Genomic DNA, 18784 nt, shown 5'->3' with positions numbered 1-18784 from the left:
TGCCTGCGGTCAGGTCCGGTACTTGTCCGCGTCGGCGCGGCGGAACGTCAGGCCGTGGCCCCAGGCGTCGGGGTGCGGCCTGATCTTCCCGCCCGCAGGGTTCAGCACGCCGTCGAAGAACAGGCTCTCGATGCGGGTGTGGTCGTGGAACCACTCCAGGTGCCGGAGGTTCGGAGTGGCGGCGGCGACGTGGGCGTGCAGGTGCGGGGCGCAGTGCCCGGAGACCTGGAGCCCGTGCGCGGCGGCGACCGCCGCCGCGCGCTGCCACTCGGTGATGCCGCCGCAGCGGGAGACGTCCACCTGCAGGCAGTCCACCGCCCCCGCCTCGCACATCCGCTGGAAGTAGACCAGGTCGTAGCCGTACTCGCCTGCCGTGACGTCGGCGCGGACCGCGTCGCGCACCTCCCGCAGACCGGCGAGATCGTCGGAGGAGACGGGCTCCTCGAACCACCGAACGTCCAGGTCGGCTGCCTCGTTCATCACCCGGATCGCCTGCTTGCGCGAGTAGCCGCCGTTGGCGTCCACGTAAAGCTCGACGTCGTCGCCCACGATCTCGCGGGCGCGGCGCATCCGCGCCACATCCCGGGTGGCGGCGCCGCCCCACGACTCACCGATCTTGATCTTGACGCGCGGGATCGACAGGCCCGACGCCCACTGGTCCAGCTGCTCGGTCATCCGGGCGTCGTCGTAGGTCGTGAAGCCGCCGCTGCCGTACACGGGCACGTCGGCGTGGACGGCGCCGAGCAGGCGGTGCAGGGGCAGCTCCAGCAGCCGGGCCTTCAAGTCCCACAGGGCGACATCGACGGCCGAGAGGGCATAGCCGATGGCGCCGGGGCGGCCGTCGTTCCGCACCGCCCGGACCATCGCCTCCCAGGTCCCGGGGACGTCGAGCGGCGAGCGGCCGAGCACGACGTCCGCGAGCTTGTCGTCGATGGCCGCCGCGCACGCGGGCGAACCGTAGGTCCAGCCGAGGCCGGCGGTGTCGCCGGCCCGGACCTCCACGACGACCATGGTCGTGGAGTCCCAGGCCAGCGTTCCGTCGGCCTCCGGCGCGTCGGTCGGCACGGCGTAGACGCCGGTGGTGACCGAGCCGATGACGGGGTCGATCATCGGGACGCCCTCACTTGGGCGCCTTGTCGCCCCGGTGCGGCAGGAACTCCTGGACCTTGGTCTTCACGCCCTCCTTGATGACGCCCCAGCGGTCCTCGTCGCCCTTGATCAGCGACTCGGCGGCGTCCTTCATCTGCTCGAACGACGCGTGCGGCGGCACCGGCGGGACATTGGGGTCCACGTGCACGTCCAGGACCGCCGGCCGGTCGGCGGCCAGCGCCTCCTCCCACGCCGGGCCGATCTGGTCGGGCTTGTCCACCCGGATCGCCAGCAGGCCCGCCCCCGCCGCGAACGCCGCGTAGTCGCAGTCCGGCAGGGTCTGCGACTCGGGGAACTTCGGCGCGCCCTGCATGGCGCGCATCTCCCAGGTGACCTGGTTCAGGTCGTTGTTGTGCAGGACGGCGACGATCAGCCGCGGGTCCGCCCACTCCTGCCAGTAGTGCTTGATGGTCAGCAGCTCGGCCAGCCCGTTCATCTGCATGGCGCCGTCGCCCTCGAAGATGATCACCGGCCGGTCGGGGTGCCCGAACTTGGCGCCGATGCCGTACGGGACGCCGGGTCCCATGGTGGCGAGGGTGCCCGACAGCGACCCGCGCACGTTCCCGCGGAAGCGCAGGTTGCGCGCGTACCAGTTGGCCGCCGAGCCGGAGTCGGCCGCGACGATCGCGTCGTCGGGCAGCCGCTCGGACAGCTCGTGGAACAGCCGCATCGGGTTGATCGGGTCGGCCTCGACCATCGCCTCCATGCCGACGGTCTCCCACCAGCGGGTCACGTTCGCCTCGATGCCCTCGCGCCACGCACGGTCGTCCTTGCGTTCCAGCAGCGGGATCAGCGCGCGCAGCGTCGCGGCCGCGTCGCCGACGAGGTTGACCTCGTTCGGGTAGCGCATCCCGATCATCTTCGGGTCGATGTCGATCTGCACGCCCCGCGCCTGGTCCAGGCCGGGCATGAACTGGGTGTACGGGAAGCTCGACCCGACCGTCAGGAGCGTGTCGCAGCCGTTCATCATCTCGTAGCTGGGGCGGGTGCCGAGCAGCCCGATCGAGCCGGTCACGTACGGCAGCTCGTCCGACAGCACGTCCTTGCCCAGCAGTGCCTTGGCGACGCCCGCGCCCAGCAGGTCCGCGACCTGCTCGAGCTCCTTGGCCGCGCCGCGCGCGCCCTGCCCGGCCAGGATCGCCACCTTGCTCCCGGCGTTCAGCACGTCGGCGGCACGGCGGATCGCCTCGTCGTCGGCACCGACCGCGGGCCAGTCGATCCCGAGGCTGGACGGGACCATCTTGAACGCGTGCTCGGGCGGGCTGTACTCCAGCTCCTGGACGTCGGCCGGGATGATGATCGCGGTCGGCGCCTTCTCGGCCATCGCGACCTTGATCGCCCGGTCCAGCACGTTCGGCAGCTGCTGCGGCACGGTGACCATCTGCACGTAGTCGCTGGCCACGTCCTTGTAGAGCGACAGCAGGTCGACCTCCTGCTGGTAGGAGCCGCCCATGGCGGTCCGGTTGGTCTGTCCGACGATCGCCACCACCGGGACGTGGTCGAGCTTGGCGTCGTACAGGCCGTTCAGCAGGTGAATGGCGCCGGGGCCGGACGTCGCCGCGCACACGCCCACCCGGCCGGTGAACTTGGCGTAGCCGACCGCCTCGAAGGCCGCCATCTCCTCGTGCCGGGCCTGAACGAACTTCGGGTCGTCGCCCGTCTTCCCCCAGGCCGCCAAGAGCCCGTTGATGCCGTCACCGGGGTAGCCGAACACCTTTTCGATTTCCCATTCGCGCAGGCGTGCTAGCAGATAGTCGGCGACGTTCATCGATGCCATGGACTGTGCTCCTTTCGGCTTGTCGGGCCTTACTCGGCGCCTACCCGAGGAAATGAGGACGTACCTATGTTCCGCGTCAAATCGGGCAGGGGCCTTGGATGGGTGTGTTGCACAGCGGTCCGCATGCGCTTCGTGAGTACGCCGTCGTCGCGGATGGCGAACGTGCCGTTCTTCTTGGCCCTGACGGGGATTGCGCCTGGATGTGCTTTCCGTCCTGGGACTCCCCGGCGGCCTTTGACGCCCTGGTCGGCGGTTCGGGCGGTTATTGGGTCAGGCCGGAGACCGAGTGGCGCGTGTGGGGCGGGCATTACGAGGAACGCAGCCTGATCTGGCGCAGCCGCTGGATCGCCGGTGATCACGGGGGAGTGGTGGTGGAGTGCCGGGAGGCGCTCGCCCGGCCGGCGAGCCCGGACAGGGCGGTGCTGCTGCGCCGGGTGACGGCGGTCGAAGGTCCGGCCCGCGTGCGGGTCGACCTGGACGTCCGGACCGCGTTCGGCGCGCACACGATGGACGACCTGCGCGAGTCGGACGGGGTGTGGCACGCCCGCAGTGGCGACGTTCACATCCGCTGGACGGGCGCGGGCGAGTCCAAGCCAGAGGGGGAGCGCCTGACGCTGGTCATCGACCTGAAGCACGGCGAGAGCCACGACCTGGTCCTGGAGCTGGCAGGCCGCGAGCAGACCGGGCCGCTGAACGCGTCCGAGCTGTGGGCAGCCACCGAGACCGCCTGGCTGAAGAGTGTGCCCGCGTGCGACGACACGATCGCCCCGCGCGAGGCGCAGCTCGCCTACGCCGTCCTCACCGGGCTGACCGCCTCGACCGGAGCGATGGTCGCGGCCGCCACCACGTCCCTGCCCGAACGCGCCGAGGCGGGACGCAACTACGACTACCGCTACGCCTGGATCCGCGACCAGTGCTACGCCGGTCAGGCGGTGGCCGCGCATGGCGGCTGCCTCGACCTGCTGGACTCGGCGGTCGGCTTCATCAGCGAACGCATCGCCGCCGACGGCCACCGCCTGCGGCCCGTCTACACGGCGACGGGCGCACGCGTGCCGGAGGAACGGGCCGTCGACCTGCCGGGCTACCCGGGCGCCGACCGCGTCGTCGTCGGCAACCGGGCCTCGGAGCAGTTCCAGCTCGATGTCTTCGGCGAGGTGCTGCTGCTGTTCGCCGCCGCTCAGCGCGCCGGACGGCTCGGTGGTACGGCGGCCCAGGCGGCGCGTACGGCGGTGGAGGCCATCGCCGAGCGCCGGAACGAGCCGGAGGCGGGCGTCTGGGAGACCGAGGACCGGCAGTGGACCCACTCCCGGCTGATCTGCGTCGCGGGCCTGCGGGCCGCGGGCGACACGATCGCGACGGCCGCCGAACGCCTGGAGTGGCATCGGCTCGCGAACACGATCCTCGCCGAGGCCACCCGCACGTCGCTGCGCCCGTCCGGTGGCTGGCGGCGCGCGCCCGACGACGACCGCACCGACGCCGCCCTGCTGCTGGCAGGCATCCGCGGCGCGCTGCCGCCGCACGATCCGCGCGTGACGGCGACCCTGCGTTCGGTGCGCGAGTCGCTCGTACGGGAGGGCTTCGTGTACCGCTACCGGATCGGGGACCGGCCGCTCGGCGAGGCTGAAGGCGCGTTCTCGCTAGCGGGCTTCCTCCTGGCCCTCGCCGAACGCCAGCAGGGCCGCACCACCGAGGCGCTGCGCTGCTTCGAGCGCATCCGCTCGGCATGCGGCACCAGCGGGCTCTTCACCGAAGAGTACGACGTCGAGCAGCGGCAGCTCCGTGCGAACCTCCCCCAGGCCTTCGTGCACGCCCTGCTCTTGGAGAGCGCCACCCGCCTGGCCCGGTGAAGGGTGTCTCTCAGCGGGTCATCGCGCGCAATCCGACCAGGCCGAGGGCGGTGCCGCCCGCGACGGCGAGCTTGCGGCGGTGCTTGACCATCCAGAGCTGGTAGCTGCGCGGATGCGACCTGTCGTCGAACGAGCCGTGCGCCCCATAGTCGTGTCCGGGCTCCTGGTCGGCGGGTTTCCAGAGGTTGGACGGCTGCGCCGGGTCACGCCGTTCGCCGGTCTGCTGCGAGCCGTAGCCGGTACGGGCCAGGTACCGGTCCAGCAGCCCGGGAACGAACTTGTTGGCCAGCAGGGTGCCGACCGTGCTGCCGCCGACCCAGTACTCCCGCTTGCCGGGATGATCCGCCGCGTACACCAGCGCGCGGGCCGCGACCTCGGGCTGGTAGATCGGCGGCACCGGCTGCGCGTTCTCCGGCAGCCGCGACACCAGCCATTCGAACTGCGGAGTGTTCACCGCGGGCATGTGCACGATCGTCGTCTTCACCCCGCTGCCGCGATGCAGCAGCTCAGTGCGCAGCGACTCGTGGAAGCCCTGGACCGCGTGCTTGGCGCCGCAGTACGCCGACTGGAGCGGGATGCCGCGCTTGGCCAGCGCCGATCCCGTCTGCACGATGACCCCCTTGTCCCGGGGGATCATGAGGTCGAGCGCGACCCGCGTGCCGTGCACGAACCCGAGGTAGGACACCTCGGTGACCCGCTTGAACTCCTCCGGCTCGATGTCGGTGAACTGTGCGAAAACCGAGCTGAACGCCACGTTCACCCAGACGTCCACCGGCCCGAGCTCGGCCTCCGCGCGCCGCCCCGCGTCCCGTACGGCCTCGTAGTCGGCCACGTCGGCGGGCAGGACGAGAGCCTCGCCGCCCGCCGCGCTCACATCGCCCGCCGCCGCGCGCAGCCCGGCCTCACCGCGGGCGATCAGGCCCACCTTCGCGCCGCGCGCGCCGAACTCGCGAGCGGTGGCCCGGCCGATGCCGCCACTGGCTCCGGTGATGACCACGACCTGCTGGTCGACCTGCTGCTCCATCGTCATGAGAAGCCCTTCTTGCGCAGCTGGGGCAGGACATGCTCGGCGTAGAAGCCGAAGAAGCCCTCCTGGGTGCCGGGGCCGATCTGGCTGACGTAGATCTCGTCAAAGCCCGCGTCGGCGAACTGCTCGATCGCCTTGATGTGCGCGTCGGCGTCGGAGCCGCACGGCACCTGCTCGGCGACCATCTCCTCGGTCACCAGCTGCGAGAGCTGGCGGAAATGCCGGGGGAGCGGCAGCAACTGCGCGGCCTCCCCGGGGAGATGGTCGTTGGGCCAGTTCCGCAGGGCCGTCGCCCGCGCCTCGGCGGCGTCCGCGCCCCAGCAGACCTTCAGCCCGCCCTGGACGGGCTTGCCCTGGCCGCCCGCCTGCTCGAACGCGTTCACCAGGCCCGAGTCGGGCGCGATCGACATGAGCCCGTCGGCGACCCGGCCCGCCGTCCGCGCGGCCTTCTCGCCGAACGCCGACATGTAGATCGGCGGTGGCCGCTCGGGAAGCGTGTAGAGCCGTGCGGTGTCGACCGTGTAGTGCTCGCCGCGATGCGTGACCAGCGCACCGGTGAACATCCGCCGGATGACCTCGACGGCCTCCTCCAGCATCTCCAGCCGTTCCTCGGCAGGCGGCCAGGCCGACCCGGTCACGTGCTCGTTCAGCACCTCGCCGGTTCCCACGCCCAGCCGGAACCCGCCCTCACAGAGCGCGGCGCTGGTCGCCGCCGCCTGCGCGACGACCACCGGGTGCGTGCGCACCAGCGGGCACGTCACGGCGGTGGTGATCGGCAGCGAGCTGGTCCGCGCGATCGCCCCGATCATCGACCAGACGAACGGGCTCTGGCCCTGCTCGTCCAGCCAGGGATGGAAGTGGTCGGAGATCCACAGCCCCTCGAAGCCGGCGAGCTCGGCCAGCTCGGCCTGGCGCACGAGCTCGGCGGGCGAATGCTCTTCGCTGGAGAGGAAGTATCCGAGTTTGATCATCGTTTCCCTCCTTCCCGCGGCCCCTACCCGAGAAGAAGGGCTCAATCTGCCGCGTGCCGACCGCCTGGCGGCGGCGGTGGGTCACCGCTCGGCGAGCAGGCCCTGGCGGAGGCGTTCCAGCGTGCGCCTGAGCAGCCGCGACACGTGCATCTGCGAGCAGCCGACCTGGTCGGCGATCTGCGCCTGGGTCTGGTTTCCGTAGAACCGCAGCAGCACCACGGTGCGCTGGGTCTCGGGGAGCTCGTCCAGCAGCGGGGCCAGTGCCTCGCCGTCGACGACGTGCTGCAGCTCCGGGTCCTCGGCCCCCAGGGTCTCGCCGAGGGTCGCGGCGTCGCCCTCGTCGCTCACCGGCGCGTCCAGCGAGCTCGGGCTGTAGGCCTCCGAGGCCGAGATGACCTCGACGGTCTCCTCCTCGCTGATGCCGAGCGCGACGGACAGTTCGGCGACCGTGGGGGAACGGCTGTGGTCGCGCATGAAGTCCTGCCGGGTCTTGTTGAGCTCGGCGCGGAGTTCCTGAAGCCGGCGGGAGACGCGGATCGCCCACGTCCTGTCCCGGAAGTGCCGCTTGACCTCGCCCTGCATGACGGGCACCGCGTAGCTGATGAAGCGGTCGCCGATGCCGGGGTCGAAGTTGTTGATGGCCTTGACCAGGCCGAGGTAGGCGGCCTGCTCGATGTCGTCGATGGGCTCGCCGCGATGGGCGTAGCGAACGGCGATCTTGTGAACGATGGGTGCGTGGAGGGTGGCCAGCTCGGTCCGGATGTCCTCGCGGCGCACCGTTCCGGTGGCGGAGGCGCTCATCTCGCCCAGCAACTGCTCGGCGGAGCCGTCGCGGTAACGGTCGGTGTTGGCGGTCCGGGGTCTTGCCGGGGTGTCGGCGTGCGGAATCATCATCCGCTCCCTTGAGGGACTGGCGGCGAAGATCCGATTCCAGCCCCGGATGGGCTCCAGCCGGAGCCCACCTCCTCTCACTATGCGTCGCGGTGGCCGTTCTGCAAAATCGCCGGGCGAGATGCGCCGTTCTGTGAGCAGACCAACACCCGCGCCGCATCTCTGTCATGATCGTCCGATTGCCCGGGAGGGAGCACGAGGATGCGCAACGGCGTCGCCGCGGTGGCGGTCCTGCCGGTGCTGATGCTGGTCACGGCCGACGGCGGGCATGGCGAGTACGTACCGCACGCGGGGCCGATGGAACGGCACGCGCTCGCCGCGTTCCGGGACTGGGTGGACCACCGCAGCACCGCCCGCCTCACGTCCTCCACGCGCATGTCCGGCACCTTCAGGTCGCAGCCGATCTCCTCCCGGCAGAGCTCCAGCGGCGTTCTGGACTTCCGCACCCACAGCGGCCGGTTCACCGGCACCTCCACCAGTGTGAACACCGACGGCCGCCCCTCGACCCAGCCGGTCGACATGATCCTGCTGGGCAGGCTCCAGTACACCCCGGCCTTCTCCACCGGCCGGTGGCTGGCCACCGACAACTACCAGTGGAACAGCTGGACCGGCCACGAGAAGGTTCTGACGTATGTGAGAGACAAAGGGGCCGTCCGGCTCGGCGGCGTTCCGGCGCACCGCTTCGAAGGACTGGTCGACACGCTGAGAAACCGGACCCTCTTCGCCATGCCCAAGCCGGGATGCTTCTCCTCGGTGACGGCCATGGACCTCTACATCGACGATCGGACCGGAAGCCTCGTCCGCTATGACCGCCGGGTGCTGTATCCCGGGCCCCAGAACGAGGGCGATTGGAAGGCCCTGAGCGTCACCGGCCTCGACAGCTTCTCCGACTTCGGCGTTCAGGCACCTCCGCCCGCCATGCCACCCGAAGATCAGGTGGAGCGGCCGAACGACTCGAACACCGTCAAAGGGGCGACCACCATCAGGATCAGCACCACGTCCGGTTGCTGAGGAACGGCCGAGGCCGAGGCGGGTCTCCTGGGAGGTAAGAGGAGCCGCCCCGGCCTTCGGGTGGGCTGAGGGGCGGAGGCCCTCGCCCACGTCCCGTGTGGTCCCGATAGAGGATTCCAAGGTCTGCGCCGGGTATCGACACGCTTTTTGTTTATGATCATCCAATGCCGCTTGTCGAACCGGGGGAGCTGGAGACGTTCCTGATCCTGGCCGAGGAGCTGCACTTCGGCCGTACGGCCAGGCGCCGTCAGGTCACGCCGCAGCGCGTCAGCCAGCTGATCCGCGCGCTCGAACGGCGCGTCGGCGGGGCGCTGTTCGAGCGCACCAGCCGCCGGGTCGCGCTCACCGACCTCGGCCGGAAGCTGCACGCCGACCTGCACCCGCACTACCAGGGCATCCGCGACGCGCTCGAGAGCGCGGCGGCGTCCGCGCGCGGCGTCAGCGGCACGCTGCGTGTGGGCTACATCAACGCGCTGTGGGGTCACGTCTTCGTCGAGGCGGCGGAGACGCTGCACATGATGCAGCCCGGCACCCAGGTCATCGCGCAGGAGCTCCTGGCCGGTGACGCGCTGCAGCCCCTGCGCGACGGCGATGTGGACGTGATGTGCGCGGGCTACCCCCTGGACGAGCCGGACGTCACCATCGGGCCGGTCCTGCTCCAGGAACGGGCGATGCTCGTCGTCAACGCCGACCATCCGTTCGCGGGCCGTGAGAGCGTCTCGCCGGAGGACCTCGCGGCCGTCCGGCTGCTGAGCGCGCCGACCATGCCGGCGGCCTGGATACGGGCGCGCTGCCCCGATGCCACCCCGAGCGGCGTCCCGATCCCGCGCGGCCCGGTGGCGACGTCGGTGCACCAGGCGCTCGCGCTCATCGCGCTCGGTCAGGGTGCGTTCATCTTCGGCGACCAGTGCATGTCGTACCACCGTCACCCACGGCTGGCGACCGTTCCCATCAGCGACTTCCCCATGATCGAGTGGGGCCTGGTGCACCTGGACGGCGCCCGGACGCCACTGCTCGAGGCGTTCGCCCAGGTCCTCGCGGCCGTCGCCCACGACCACACCACCACGTCCGGCTGACACCCGCGCGGGAGCCGGCCGCCGGCCGGAGGGCTGGGCGCCCGTCAGAGCTCCCGAACGCGCTGCACGACGAGCGCCGCATGCGAGAGCGGAGTCCGCAGATCGGCCACGTCCCCGTTGGTCGTGTAATCGAGCAGCACGACGGCCCGCCTCTGACTCAGCTCGCGAAGCTCCGCGACGAGCTCGGTGACCTTGTGGTCGAGCACCCACCGGTAGGTCGGCAGGTAGACGACGCGCCGAGCCTCCTCGTACCCAAGCAGCCGCTCGCCGAGCCGGTGCCCGAGCGGCGGCCCGAGCCGCCGCACCGTGCGCTTGATCCCCTTCATCGTCGTGACGTCCAGCTTGCTGAAGTCCTCCTCCTCGTCGGTGAAGACCTTCAACGCCTGCCAGACGCCCTCGACGGACTCCGACGTCAGATCCGGGTGGCCGGGCACGGGGATGCCTCCGTGCGGGTAGAACGGGCTGAGGCGGACCCAGGGCTCGGCCGCCCGGGACGTCACATCGAGGATCAGTGCGTCGGGGAAGTCCTGGCGGAGGTTCCTGCGGCGGCGGCTCGCGACGTGGAGGGACATGCACGGAGCCTCCCAACGCGGGGCCGACAGTTCATCTCAAACTGAGACTTACCCGCGCGGTCAACCACGCGGCCGTCCGGGTGTGAGGGCGGTCGCGATGGCGGCGGCGACGGCAGAGGAGATCGCCGCGACCGTGAAGCCCCGGGTGAAGCCGTCCAGGGTCGTTCCGATCAGGCTCGCCGCCGCGACGCTCGACACCACGGCCGCGCCCAGCGAGGCGCCCAGTTCGTGAAACGTGCTGACGATGCCGGACGCGATGCCCGCCTCGTGCGGCGAGACCTGCCCGAGGGCGGTCGCCGAGGCCACGACGAACATCGCGCCGGTCCCTGCTGCCGCCACCGCCACGCCGACGACCACCGTCACGGGATGCATCGACACTGCGGGAACGGCCATTCCAACGGCCGCGAGCACCAGCCCCGCCAGCGCCGGGAGGCGTCCGCCCACACGGCCGATCACGCGGCCCGTCATGTCCGCGCCGATCATCGTCGCCAGCGCCACCGGCAGGAACAGCAGGCCCGTCTGCCAGGCGTTGTAGCCGCGAGCGTGCTGGAAGTAGAACGTCCCCAGGAAGAACACCGCGATCATCAGGGCGGTCGCCATCAGGATCAGGAACGCCCCGGTCGCCACCGGTCGCCTGGCCAGGAGCCGTACGTCCATCAGAGGCGACCGGGCCCGCCGCTGCCAGGCCACGAACAGCACGTAGCCAAGGGCCGCCGCCAGCAGCAGCACTCCCGTCAGAAGCGTGAGCCACCCCTTCTCGCCCGCAGCGATCAGCGCGTAGATGACCGCCGCCGAAGAGGCCGTCACCAGCGCCGCCCCGAGCACGTCCAGCCGAGGCCGTTCACCAGGCACGCCGCCCCCGGACGGCAGCAGCACCGCCAGCACCACCGCGATCACGATCCCGATGGGCACGTTCACGAAGAACACCCACGGCCACCCCGGACCCGCCGTGAGCAGCCCGCCCAGCAGTACGCCCAAGGCGGCGCCCCCGCCCCCGAGCGCGGACCACACTCCGAGCGCCTTGTTCCGTTCATCCCCGTCAAAGAGGGCGACCACCAGCGACAACGCCGCCGGTGACATCATCGCGGCGCCGACGCCCTGTCCGACACGCCCGCCCACCAGCACGCCCGCCGATTCGGCGAGCCCGGTGACCAACGAGGCCACCGTGAACAGCAGCAGTCCCGTGAGCATGACCCGCTTGGCGCCCAGCAGGTCCGCGAGCCGCCCGCCGAGGAGCATCAGCCCGCCGAACGTCAGCGTGTAAGCGCTCACCGTCCATGTCAGCGCCTGACGGCTGAGCCCCAGGTCGGCCTCGATATGCGGCAGCGCGATCGCCACCACCGTCACGTCGAGGATCAGCATCAGCTGCGCGATGCCGAGAAACCCCAGGATCCGCCACCGCGCCGGGTGTGCGGTCCGTTCCGCCTCCTGAACCATCTGGTCCTCCATCTCCATAACTCGTACTCACATGTACGAGTTGTGGAGCCCACTATAAGCCGTACTTTGCTGTACGAGTTAAGCTGTGGACATGACCACATCCGGCACCCGCCCGAAGCGCCGCGCCGACGCCGAGCGCAACATCGCCCGCATCGTGTCCGCGGCGCGCACCCTCCTGAGCGCCGACCCCGACGCGACCACCGACGACATCGCGCAAGCCGCGGGCGTGGGCCGGATGACCGTCTACGGGCACTTCAAGACCCGCGCCGCCCTGGTCGAGGCCGCCATAGCCGAGGCCCTCCAGTCCGGCGAGGAGACCCTCTCCTCCGTAGACCTCACAGGCCGAGCCGACGAGGCGATGACCCGCCTCCTGGCCTCAAGCTGGCAACTAGTAGAAGAGTCCGCATCTCTCGTGGCCGCCGCCGAGGGCGTACTCCCCGCAGGCCGAGTCCGCGAGCTCCACGACAAGCCCGCCCAGCGCATGATCGACCTCATCGAACGCGGCCAGGACCAGGGCGTCTACCGCACCGATCTCCCCGCCACCTGGCTGGTCAACGTCGTCCACCACATCCTGAACGGCGCCGCAGGCGAAGTCCGCGCCGGCCGCATCCCCAAGTCCGAAGCCGCCGACGTCATCACCAAGACCATCCAGCCCATGCTCGCCCGCTGACCACCTCTCAGCGCGCGAGCATGGGTTGGAGCATTACCTGGTCAGCAGATGGGCGATCCCGTTGTTCTGCAGACGGGTGACGGGTGCCCTCGATAGCGGTTGGTGACGGTGACCGTGTAGGCCCTGCCGTTCGGTAGGGCGATGAACGTGCCGGGGAGCTTGAGCGGTTTCTGGCTTCCGTTGTTCGCCAGCCGAGTTGAGGTGCGGACCTTGGAGCCTGGGCGCGCGCCGGTGGCGGTCTCGCGGACGGAGCACTTGGCCGGCTTCATCAGGTAGAGGGGCTTGGGCAGGCGGGCGGTGGTCGCGCCGGGCTCCAGCACGGTCCGGCCCGCCGAGCCGTTGGTGCATCTGATGTCGACCACCACGGGCTTGGGCCGGTGCCCCTTGGCGACCTTGACGACGTCGACGGTCGTGGACCTCACGAACCGGTACGTCGCCGTACAGTCGCCGAGCGGGGCGTCCTCGGCCAGCGTCACGTCGACAGCGCCGCGCGAGGCCCGGCGCCAGTGTCCGATGTCGCAGCGGAACGACACCAGCCGCCAGCTGCCCTCCTTGGTGGCGAGCGGAGACAGCGTCAGCAGCTCGAAGGTCTTGAGCTGCAGGCCGCCGGACGGGTCACCGTGGGCGAGGGCGGGCTTGTCGGACTGAGTGGTGGTGGCCTGCTGCCGTCGCCAGTGGTCAGGGGCGGTGTCGGCGGCGGGGTGTCCCAGGAAGCCGCCCTGGGCCGTTCCGCCCTCGGTGACCAGGTGCAGCAGGATCTCGCCGCGCGGCCTGAACCTGTTGACGAACGTGCACTGCCTTTGGTCGTTGGTCTTCAGCGTCAGCTTGACCGAGTCGCCGTTGACCAGGGGCTGCTGCTTGCCGTCGCACAGGACGTGGTCGAGCTGCCAGAAGCCCGCGGGGCTCGTGTCCAGCGTCTCGGTGATGGTGTAGTCGCCGGCGGGCAGGCTGGACAGATCGTCGCCGGTCGCCGTCACCGCGACGCCCTCCTTGGCGGTACGGGCGGCGACGGTCTTGTCGGGCGAGCCGGTCTTGCGCACGTCGTAGCGGAAGTAGCCGCGGTCCTTGCCCAGGGCGACCTTGTCGATCCGCAGGCCCGGATCTCGTGGTGGCGCGTTGGTGTAGACGCAGGTCACGTGGTCGTTGTCGCCGAGAGTCACCGAGGCCCGGGTGCCCGACGTCGTCCAGGTGCTGGTCACCGTGCCGCTCGGGTTGGTCGCCGAGCACGAGATCCCCGACAGCGTCCAGCCGTCGGGCGTCTGCTCGTCGAAGGTGTACGGGCCGCCGAACGCGTCGCTGGTCGCGCGGGTGAACGAGGTCTCGGCGGTGTCGCTCCCGTTGACCGCGAGGTCGAACTGCCCGTTGGAGTTGTAGGTCGCGTTCGAGGCGAACGGGAAGGTCTGCTGGTACGAGCCTCCGGGCGAGATCTTCTTGCGGATGGTCAGCGTGCCGTATCCGGGCTCGGGGTTGACGTAGTAGGCGTAGCAGTACAGGTGCCGGGCGTCCGGCGGGAGCATGGCGTCCTCGACGTTGTCACCGTTCAGGTTGTCGACCGAGCAGCGCAGTGCCCCGAATCCGAAGGTGCCCTTGCCGAACTTCTTGGTCATGAGCGGGTCGTCCGGCGTGCCGCCCTGCACCCACAGCGCTCTCGCCTGCAGGAGGCCGGCCTCCTGGGAGTTCAGCGTGATGGTCGTCGCGCCCTGCAGGTCGCCGCCGGTCGGGCTGCCGGACGGGTCGAGCTCCGGAACGGTCGCCGTCGGACCGGCGTCGCCGGCGGTGCCGGTCACCGTGCTGTAGGTGCCGTTCTTGGTGAACGAGCCGCCGAGCGTGAACTGCCAGCCGTTCAGCGGCTTGCAGGCCGGATCGTTGGGCTCCTCGATCTCGGGCGAGATCGGCTGACCCGCCGAGTAGACCGAGTCCTTGCCGAGGTCCTGGAGGCTCTCCTGGATGTCGTTGCGCGCCCGGTTGGACATGATGTCGCTGTACTTCTCGCACTGCCGCGCGACGAGCGTCATCTGGTAGGTGGGTGCGGGCGACCGCGAGAACGGTTGCGGATCAGCCGCCCTCGCGGCCGCCGTGTCGACGCCGACCAGCGACAGGACCATGGCAAGACCGAGCAGAAGCACGCACAGCAGCCTCGAAGCACCCCTCATGCTGATCAACTTCCCAGCACGGAGAGTGATTACTCGCTACGTTGCGTCGATATTGATCTCTGATGGCGCGGCGGGTCAGCGGGTGACAGTCCAGGTCCGCGTGTCGGTCAGAGCGGCGCGGAGCTGGGGATCGCGGACGGACGGCGTCCGGTCGGTCGCGGTCGCCGTGACCTCGTGAACGCCCTTGGCGAGATGGAGTCCGGCCAGGTCGAGCTCGTTACCCGTGCCGGCGGGACGTCCGTCCACCCGCCACGTGGTCGAGACGGTGGGGGAGGAGATCGGCCGTACCCACAGGCGCTGAGGCGAGGACGGGGCCGCGGCCGTGCCCGCGAGGACGGTGCTGGAGTCGATGAGGCCGGTCTCGCGGTCGAACGCGGCGACCATCGCCTCCCGGCTGGGGAGGTTGAACTGGCGGCCGAGCGTTCGCATGATCGAGTTCTGGCTCGGGCGGTAGATGCCGCGCGCGTAGTAGCGGGCGCCCTCGTAGGTGTCGATCACGCCGCCGTCCGGGGTGGCCTGGCCGAGCCACTGGTACCACTTGAGCCGGTACTGGCTCATCGTCGCGCGCGGATAGATCGAGACGTTGCCCTCGCCGACCTCGGAGCCGGTGTACTGGCCGCTGCCGTAGTCGTACTCGTCGGCGAGCCCGCCGATCGAGTGGCCGAGCTCGTGGACGGCGATCTGCCCGGACGAGGCGTTGCCGCCGGACGCCGTGGCCACGCCGCCTCCCGCGCCGCCGTACTTGGTGCTGTTGGCCAGGGCCAGCACCTGGTCGACGTCCGGTGCCTGCGCGGCGTACTGCTTGGCCTTGGTCTCGTTCACGCAGAGCAGCCGCTCGGTGTTGCCGCACCAGAAGCCCATGTCGAGCGCGGTGTCGCGGCGGACGCCGTTGCTCGGGTCGTTGTCGACGCCCGACTCCGGCGACGCGACGTTCACCTGCCAGGCGTTGAACTGCTTGCGGTGCGACTTGAAAGGCTCGACCGACATGAGCTCGTTGAACTTGCTCTGGACGTGCTGGCTGAACGTGCCGAACTGCGAGCTGGTGTAGCCGTCGCCGACGAACACCAGGTCGAAGCGGCTGGCGCTGGGCCCGTTGACCTCGATCGGGATCACCTGGGCGGCCCTGGGCGCGCTGAACGGTGCGGGCGACTCGTCGGCCTGGCGGGTGACCTGGACGCGCTTGATGGTCCCGTTCGGTGAGAACACCTCCCGCCATTCGGTACGGGACGGCTTCGGAGCGGCGTTGGCTGCGTTGGCTGCAGTGGGAAGGGCGACGGGAACGGCGACCGCGGCGGCGGCGGTGGCGGTGGCGGTGGCGGTCAGGACGGCGAGGATCGCTTTGGCAGGCACGGGGCGCCTCCTTCGGGGGGATTGCCCGAAGTGTGATCACGGGGTCGCCTCGTGCCTTATCCCAGCTTCTGATAACTCCCGTGTGATGTCGGTACCTGGATCTGGACATCCCATGTGTCGCGAGTTTCTGGATCAACCCACCCGGCACTCACCTGGCTTGATGTCATCTTCGTGCAGATCGCGAGGGCGTTGACATCCCATGTGTGGCGATTTACGTTCCGGGTGGCTGGCTGGCCTCCTGTCCACCCCCCATCGCTTCAGGAGCAGTTCATGTCCGTGCGCCACCCCTCCATCCGGGGTCTTGTTCTGTCCGGTGTCGTGCTCGCCGCCTCCTGCCTCTCGGTCACCCCGGGATCGGCGGCCGCAGCGGGCGGTCCCGGCACCAACTACGCCTCCGACGATCCGTTCACCTCCTCCCGTACGGCCTGGTGGCGGGACGCCAGGTTCGGGATGTTCATCCACTTCGGCGACTACTCCAACTGGGAGGGCGAGTACACCCGCCCCGACGGCACCGTCTGCCGCGACGCCGAGTGGATCAAGCGGTCCTGCACCATCCCGATGGCCGAGTATGAGCAGAAGGCCGCCACGTTCAACCCGAGGAACTTCGACGCGAACGCGGTCGTGGCGGCGGCCAAGAGCGCAGGTCAGAAGTACATCGTCATCACGTCCAAGCACCACGACGGGTACGCGATGTGGCCGACCAGGCAGAACGCGTGGAACTTGCGCGACCACTCCTCGTTCGACAAGAACCGCGACATCCTCGCCGAGCTGAAGAAGGCGGCCGACGCGGCCGGGATCAAGCTCGGCTTCTACTACTCCATCTGGGACTGGCACGACCCGGACTTCGTCGCCGACTTCGCCGCGTACAAGCAGCGGATGTACGCCCAGCTCAAAGAGCTGGTCGACGGCTACCACCCGGCGCTGCTGTGGTTCGACGGCGAGTGGACGACCGACAACCCGACCAACAACTGGAACAGCCAGGACGGCGAGGCCCTGGAGGCGTACCTGCGCGGCCTGGACCGGAACCTGATCATCAACAACCGGGTCAACAAGCGCCGCGTCAGCGACGGCGACTACGGCACCCCCGAGCAGGAGATCCCCGCCGCGCCGGTCGACGGGCAGCTCTGGGAGAGCTGCATGACCATCAACGACCACTGGGGATTCGCGCGCTACGACACCAACTGGAAGTCCGGGCCGACGCTGATCCGCAACCTGCTCGCCACGTCCAGCCGCAGCGGAAACTACCTGCTCAACATCGGCCCTGACGGCCTCGGCCGGGTGCCCGCCGGCGCCGCGCAGCAGCTCAAGCTGATCGGCGACTGGTCCGGAACGGCTGGTCAGGGCGCCGCCGTCTACCGCGCGGGCTACCCGGGCGTGGTCGCCGAACCCGGCTGGGGAACGGTCAGCCGCCAGGGCAACGACCTGTACGCCGCCGTCACGCAATGGCCCGGCGCGGGCAGGCCGCTGCACCTGACCGCCACCGCCCCGTTCACCGTGACCAGCGCGAACGTGCTCGGCAGCGGTCAGAAGGTCACCGTCGCCAAGGCCGGTGACGGCTTCGACGTCACCCCGTCCGGCAACGCCACCAACGCGGCCGCGACGGTCATCAGGCTCCGCATCGCGCCCGCGGCGGCCGCGGGTCCCGGCACCGGGACCGGTCTGAAGGCCGAGATCTTCGACAACGACCAGCTGTCCGGAACGCCCAAGGTCACCCGCACCGACCCGGCCATCAACTACGCGTGGCGGTTCGGCGGCTCCCCGGCGGCCGGCATCCCCGCCGACCACTTCAGTACGCGGTGGACCGGCTCGATCCAGCCCCGGCAGAGCGAGACGTACAAGTTCACGACCGTCTCCGACGACACCGCGCAGGTCTGGATCGACGGCAAGCTCGTCATCAGCAACACGACGCCGCACGGGCCCGAGGTCAACAGCGGCAGCATCGCGCTGCAGGCAGGCCGGAAGTACTCCATCAAGGTCGAGCACACCGAGCAGACCGGCGAGGCCTACATGAAGCTGCTCTGGTCGAGCCCGAACACGCCCCAGCAGATCGTCCCCAAGGAGCAGCTCTCCACCCCATGATGCCTAGAGTGTCCCGGTGAGCGTGACCGCGTCCGCGCCGTGCGAGGCTTCGTACGGCGCGGACCCGGCGGGTGAGAGGCGCGGATGGCCATTTCGGAAGACGTGATCGAGAAGATCAAGGCGATGATCATCTCGGGCGAGATCCGGCCGGGGGAGCGCCTGCCGCGCGAGCCCGACCTGGCCGAACGGCTCGGCGTCGGGCGCAACACGCTCCGCGAGGCCGTGCGCGCCCTCATCGCGATGCAGATCCTGGTCATCAAGCGTGGCGACGGCACGTACGTGTCCAGCCTCGAACCCCACCTGCTGCTGGAGAACCTGGCGTTCGCCGCCGACGTCTCGTCCGGCCGCACCGCCCAGCAGCTGCTGCAGGTCCGCCGCCTGCTGGAGCCTCAGGCCACCGCGCTGGCCGCCAGCCTGGTCACCGACGGCGACCTGCGCACGCTGCAGAAGATCCTCGACCGGTGCGGCGCCGCGACCAACCCCGAGGAGTTCGTCGCGCACGACTCCGAGTTCCACCGCACGATCGCCGACATCGTCGGCAACCCCGTCCTGTCGACCCTGCTCTCGACCCTCTCGACGCACACCCAGCGCGTTCGCGTTCTGCGCGGCGCCAAGGCCACCGACGCGCTGAGCACGGCCCATCGCGAGCACCAGGCCATCCTGCGGGCCCTGGCCGCACGCGATCCCCAGCTCGCCGCCTCGACCTCCGCCGTGCACATCGCCGCCGTCGAACAGTGGGTCCAGGACGCCTCCGAGGACTGACCGACGTCCGAG

At 70.1% G+C, this 18784-nt stretch carries 15 protein-coding genes; 6 read left to right on the top strand and 9 right to left on the bottom strand.

Going from position 1 to position 18784, the window contains the following annotated elements; all coding sequences use genetic code 11:
- Positions 1-9: 9 nt before the first annotated feature.
- Positions 10-1110, bottom strand: a complete 1101-nt coding sequence (locus J4573_RS20630; protein WP_208257407.1) for an enolase C-terminal domain-like protein — start codon at positions 1108-1110, stop codon at positions 10-12.
- 10 nt (positions 1111-1120) lie between these two features.
- Positions 1121-2926 carry a thiamine pyrophosphate-requiring protein gene (locus J4573_RS20625; protein ID WP_208257406.1) on the bottom strand — a complete coding sequence of 602 codons (1806 nt, stop codon included), beginning with the start codon at positions 2924-2926 and terminating at the stop codon, positions 1121-1123.
- A 98-nt stretch (positions 2927-3024) separates the two neighbouring features.
- On the opposite strand from J4573_RS20625, the gene J4573_RS20620 reads away from it, so the two are divergent.
- Positions 3025-4773, top strand: a complete 1749-nt coding sequence (locus J4573_RS20620) for a glycoside hydrolase family 15 protein (RefSeq protein ID WP_208257405.1) — start codon at positions 3025-3027, stop codon at positions 4771-4773.
- Positions 4774-4783: 10 nt separating this feature from the next.
- Here the strand turns inward: J4573_RS20620 and J4573_RS20615 are convergent, their stop codons facing one another.
- The 3 genes from J4573_RS20615 to J4573_RS20605 form a co-directional block, all read right to left on the bottom strand.
- Positions 4784-5797, bottom strand: a complete 1014-nt coding sequence (locus J4573_RS20615) for an SDR family oxidoreductase (protein ID WP_208257660.1) — start codon at positions 5795-5797, stop codon at positions 4784-4786.
- 2 nt (positions 5798-5799) lie between these two features.
- Entirely contained in the window at positions 5800-6771 is a 972-nt protein-coding gene (locus J4573_RS20610; RefSeq protein ID WP_208257404.1) for a TIGR03557 family F420-dependent LLM class oxidoreductase, read from the bottom strand.
- An 81-nt stretch (positions 6772-6852) separates the two neighbouring features.
- A complete protein-coding gene (locus J4573_RS20605) occupies positions 6853-7665 on the bottom strand; it encodes a SigB/SigF/SigG family RNA polymerase sigma factor (protein WP_243773326.1) in 813 nt (270 codons plus the stop codon).
- A 198-nt stretch (positions 7666-7863) separates the two neighbouring features.
- Between J4573_RS20605 and J4573_RS20600 the strand changes: the two genes are divergently transcribed.
- Both J4573_RS20600 and J4573_RS20595 read left to right on the top strand, forming a co-directional pair.
- Positions 7864-8673: a hypothetical protein gene (locus J4573_RS20600; protein ID WP_208257403.1), complete on the top strand. Its 810-nt coding sequence runs from the start codon at positions 7864-7866 to the stop codon at positions 8671-8673.
- Between the two features lie 164 nt (positions 8674-8837).
- Positions 8838-9749 (top strand): LysR family transcriptional regulator, encoded by a 912-nt coding sequence (locus J4573_RS20595; protein ID WP_208257402.1) that lies wholly within the window; start codon positions 8838-8840, stop codon positions 9747-9749.
- A 44-nt stretch (positions 9750-9793) separates the two neighbouring features.
- On the opposite strand, the gene J4573_RS20590 is transcribed toward J4573_RS20595, so the two are convergent.
- Together J4573_RS20590 and J4573_RS20585 are read right to left on the bottom strand one after the other, a co-directional pair.
- Positions 9794-10321, bottom strand: a complete 528-nt coding sequence (locus J4573_RS20590) for a DUF6939 family protein (RefSeq protein WP_208257401.1) — start codon at positions 10319-10321, stop codon at positions 9794-9796.
- 60 nt (positions 10322-10381) lie between these two features.
- Positions 10382-11758, bottom strand: a complete 1377-nt coding sequence (locus J4573_RS20585; RefSeq protein ID WP_208257400.1) for an MFS transporter — start codon at positions 11756-11758, stop codon at positions 10382-10384.
- Between the two features lie 91 nt (positions 11759-11849).
- On the opposite strand from J4573_RS20585, the gene J4573_RS20580 reads away from it, so the two are divergent.
- Entirely contained in the window at positions 11850-12428 is a 579-nt protein-coding gene (locus tag J4573_RS20580; RefSeq protein ID WP_208257399.1) for a TetR/AcrR family transcriptional regulator, read from the top strand.
- Between the two features lie 41 nt (positions 12429-12469).
- On the opposite strand, the gene J4573_RS20575 is transcribed toward J4573_RS20580, so the two are convergent.
- Entirely contained in the window at positions 12470-14554 is a 2085-nt protein-coding gene (locus tag J4573_RS20575) for a prealbumin-like fold domain-containing protein (RefSeq protein WP_208257398.1), read from the bottom strand.
- Between the two features lie 102 nt (positions 14555-14656).
- Entirely contained in the window at positions 14657-15931 is a 1275-nt protein-coding gene (locus tag J4573_RS20570) for a M64 family metallopeptidase (protein WP_208257397.1), read from the bottom strand.
- A gap of 270 nt (positions 15932-16201) precedes the next feature.
- Here J4573_RS20570 and J4573_RS20565 point away from each other — a divergent pair, with 270 nt between their 5' ends.
- Both J4573_RS20565 and J4573_RS20560 read left to right on the top strand, forming a co-directional pair.
- Positions 16202-18010 carry an alpha-L-fucosidase gene (locus tag J4573_RS20565; RefSeq protein WP_208257396.1) on the top strand — a complete coding sequence of 603 codons (1809 nt, stop codon included), beginning with the start codon at positions 16202-16204 and terminating at the stop codon, positions 18008-18010.
- An 84-nt stretch (positions 18011-18094) separates the two neighbouring features.
- Positions 18095-18772, top strand: coding sequence for a FadR/GntR family transcriptional regulator (locus J4573_RS20560; protein WP_208257395.1), 678 nt, complete (start codon positions 18095-18097; stop codon positions 18770-18772).
- The last annotated feature ends 12 nt before the right edge of the window (positions 18773-18784 follow it).

Origin of the sequence: Actinomadura barringtoniae, from assembly GCF_017573505.1 — a bacterium.
GTDB lineage: Bacteria > Actinomycetota > Actinomycetes > Streptosporangiales > Streptosporangiaceae > Spirillospora > Spirillospora barringtoniae.
This window is presented reverse-complemented; position numbering and strand designations above follow the sequence as displayed.

Bases quoted from the DNA above. Each gene is read 5' to 3' on its own strand.
- J4573_RS20625 (WP_208257406.1), bottom strand. From the start codon at position 2,926: ATGGCATCGATGAACGTCGCCGACTATCTGCTAGCACGCCTGCGCGAA.
- J4573_RS20620 (WP_208257405.1), top strand. From the start codon at position 3,025: ATGGGTGTGTTGCACAGCGGTCCGCATGCGCTTCGTGAGTACGCCGTC.
- J4573_RS20565 (WP_208257396.1), top strand. From the start codon at position 16,202: ATGTCCGTGCGCCACCCCTCCATCCGGGGTCTTGTTCTGTCCGGTGTC.
- J4573_RS20580 (WP_208257399.1), top strand. From the start codon at position 11,850: ATGACCACATCCGGCACCCGCCCGAAGCGCCGCGCCGACGCCGAGCGC.
- J4573_RS20585 (WP_208257400.1), bottom strand. From the start codon at position 11,758: ATGGTTCAGGAGGCGGAACGGACCGCACACCCGGCGCGGTGGCGGATC.
- J4573_RS20595 (WP_208257402.1), top strand. From the start codon at position 8,838: ATGCCGCTTGTCGAACCGGGGGAGCTGGAGACGTTCCTGATCCTGGCC.
- J4573_RS20560 (WP_208257395.1), top strand. From the start codon at position 18,095: ATGGCCATTTCGGAAGACGTGATCGAGAAGATCAAGGCGATGATCATC.
- J4573_RS20610 (WP_208257404.1), bottom strand. From the start codon at position 6,771: ATGATCAAACTCGGATACTTCCTCTCCAGCGAAGAGCATTCGCCCGCC.
- J4573_RS20605 (WP_243773326.1), bottom strand. From the start codon at position 7,665: ATGATGATTCCGCACGCCGACACCCCGGCAAGACCCCGGACCGCCAAC.
- J4573_RS20600 (WP_208257403.1), top strand. From the start codon at position 7,864: ATGCGCAACGGCGTCGCCGCGGTGGCGGTCCTGCCGGTGCTGATGCTG.
- J4573_RS20630 (WP_208257407.1), bottom strand. From the start codon at position 1,110: ATGATCGACCCCGTCATCGGCTCGGTCACCACCGGCGTCTACGCCGTG.
- J4573_RS20590 (WP_208257401.1), bottom strand. From the start codon at position 10,321: ATGTCCCTCCACGTCGCGAGCCGCCGCCGCAGGAACCTCCGCCAGGAC.
- J4573_RS20615 (WP_208257660.1), bottom strand. From the start codon at position 5,797: ATGGAGCAGCAGGTCGACCAGCAGGTCGTGGTCATCACCGGAGCCAGT.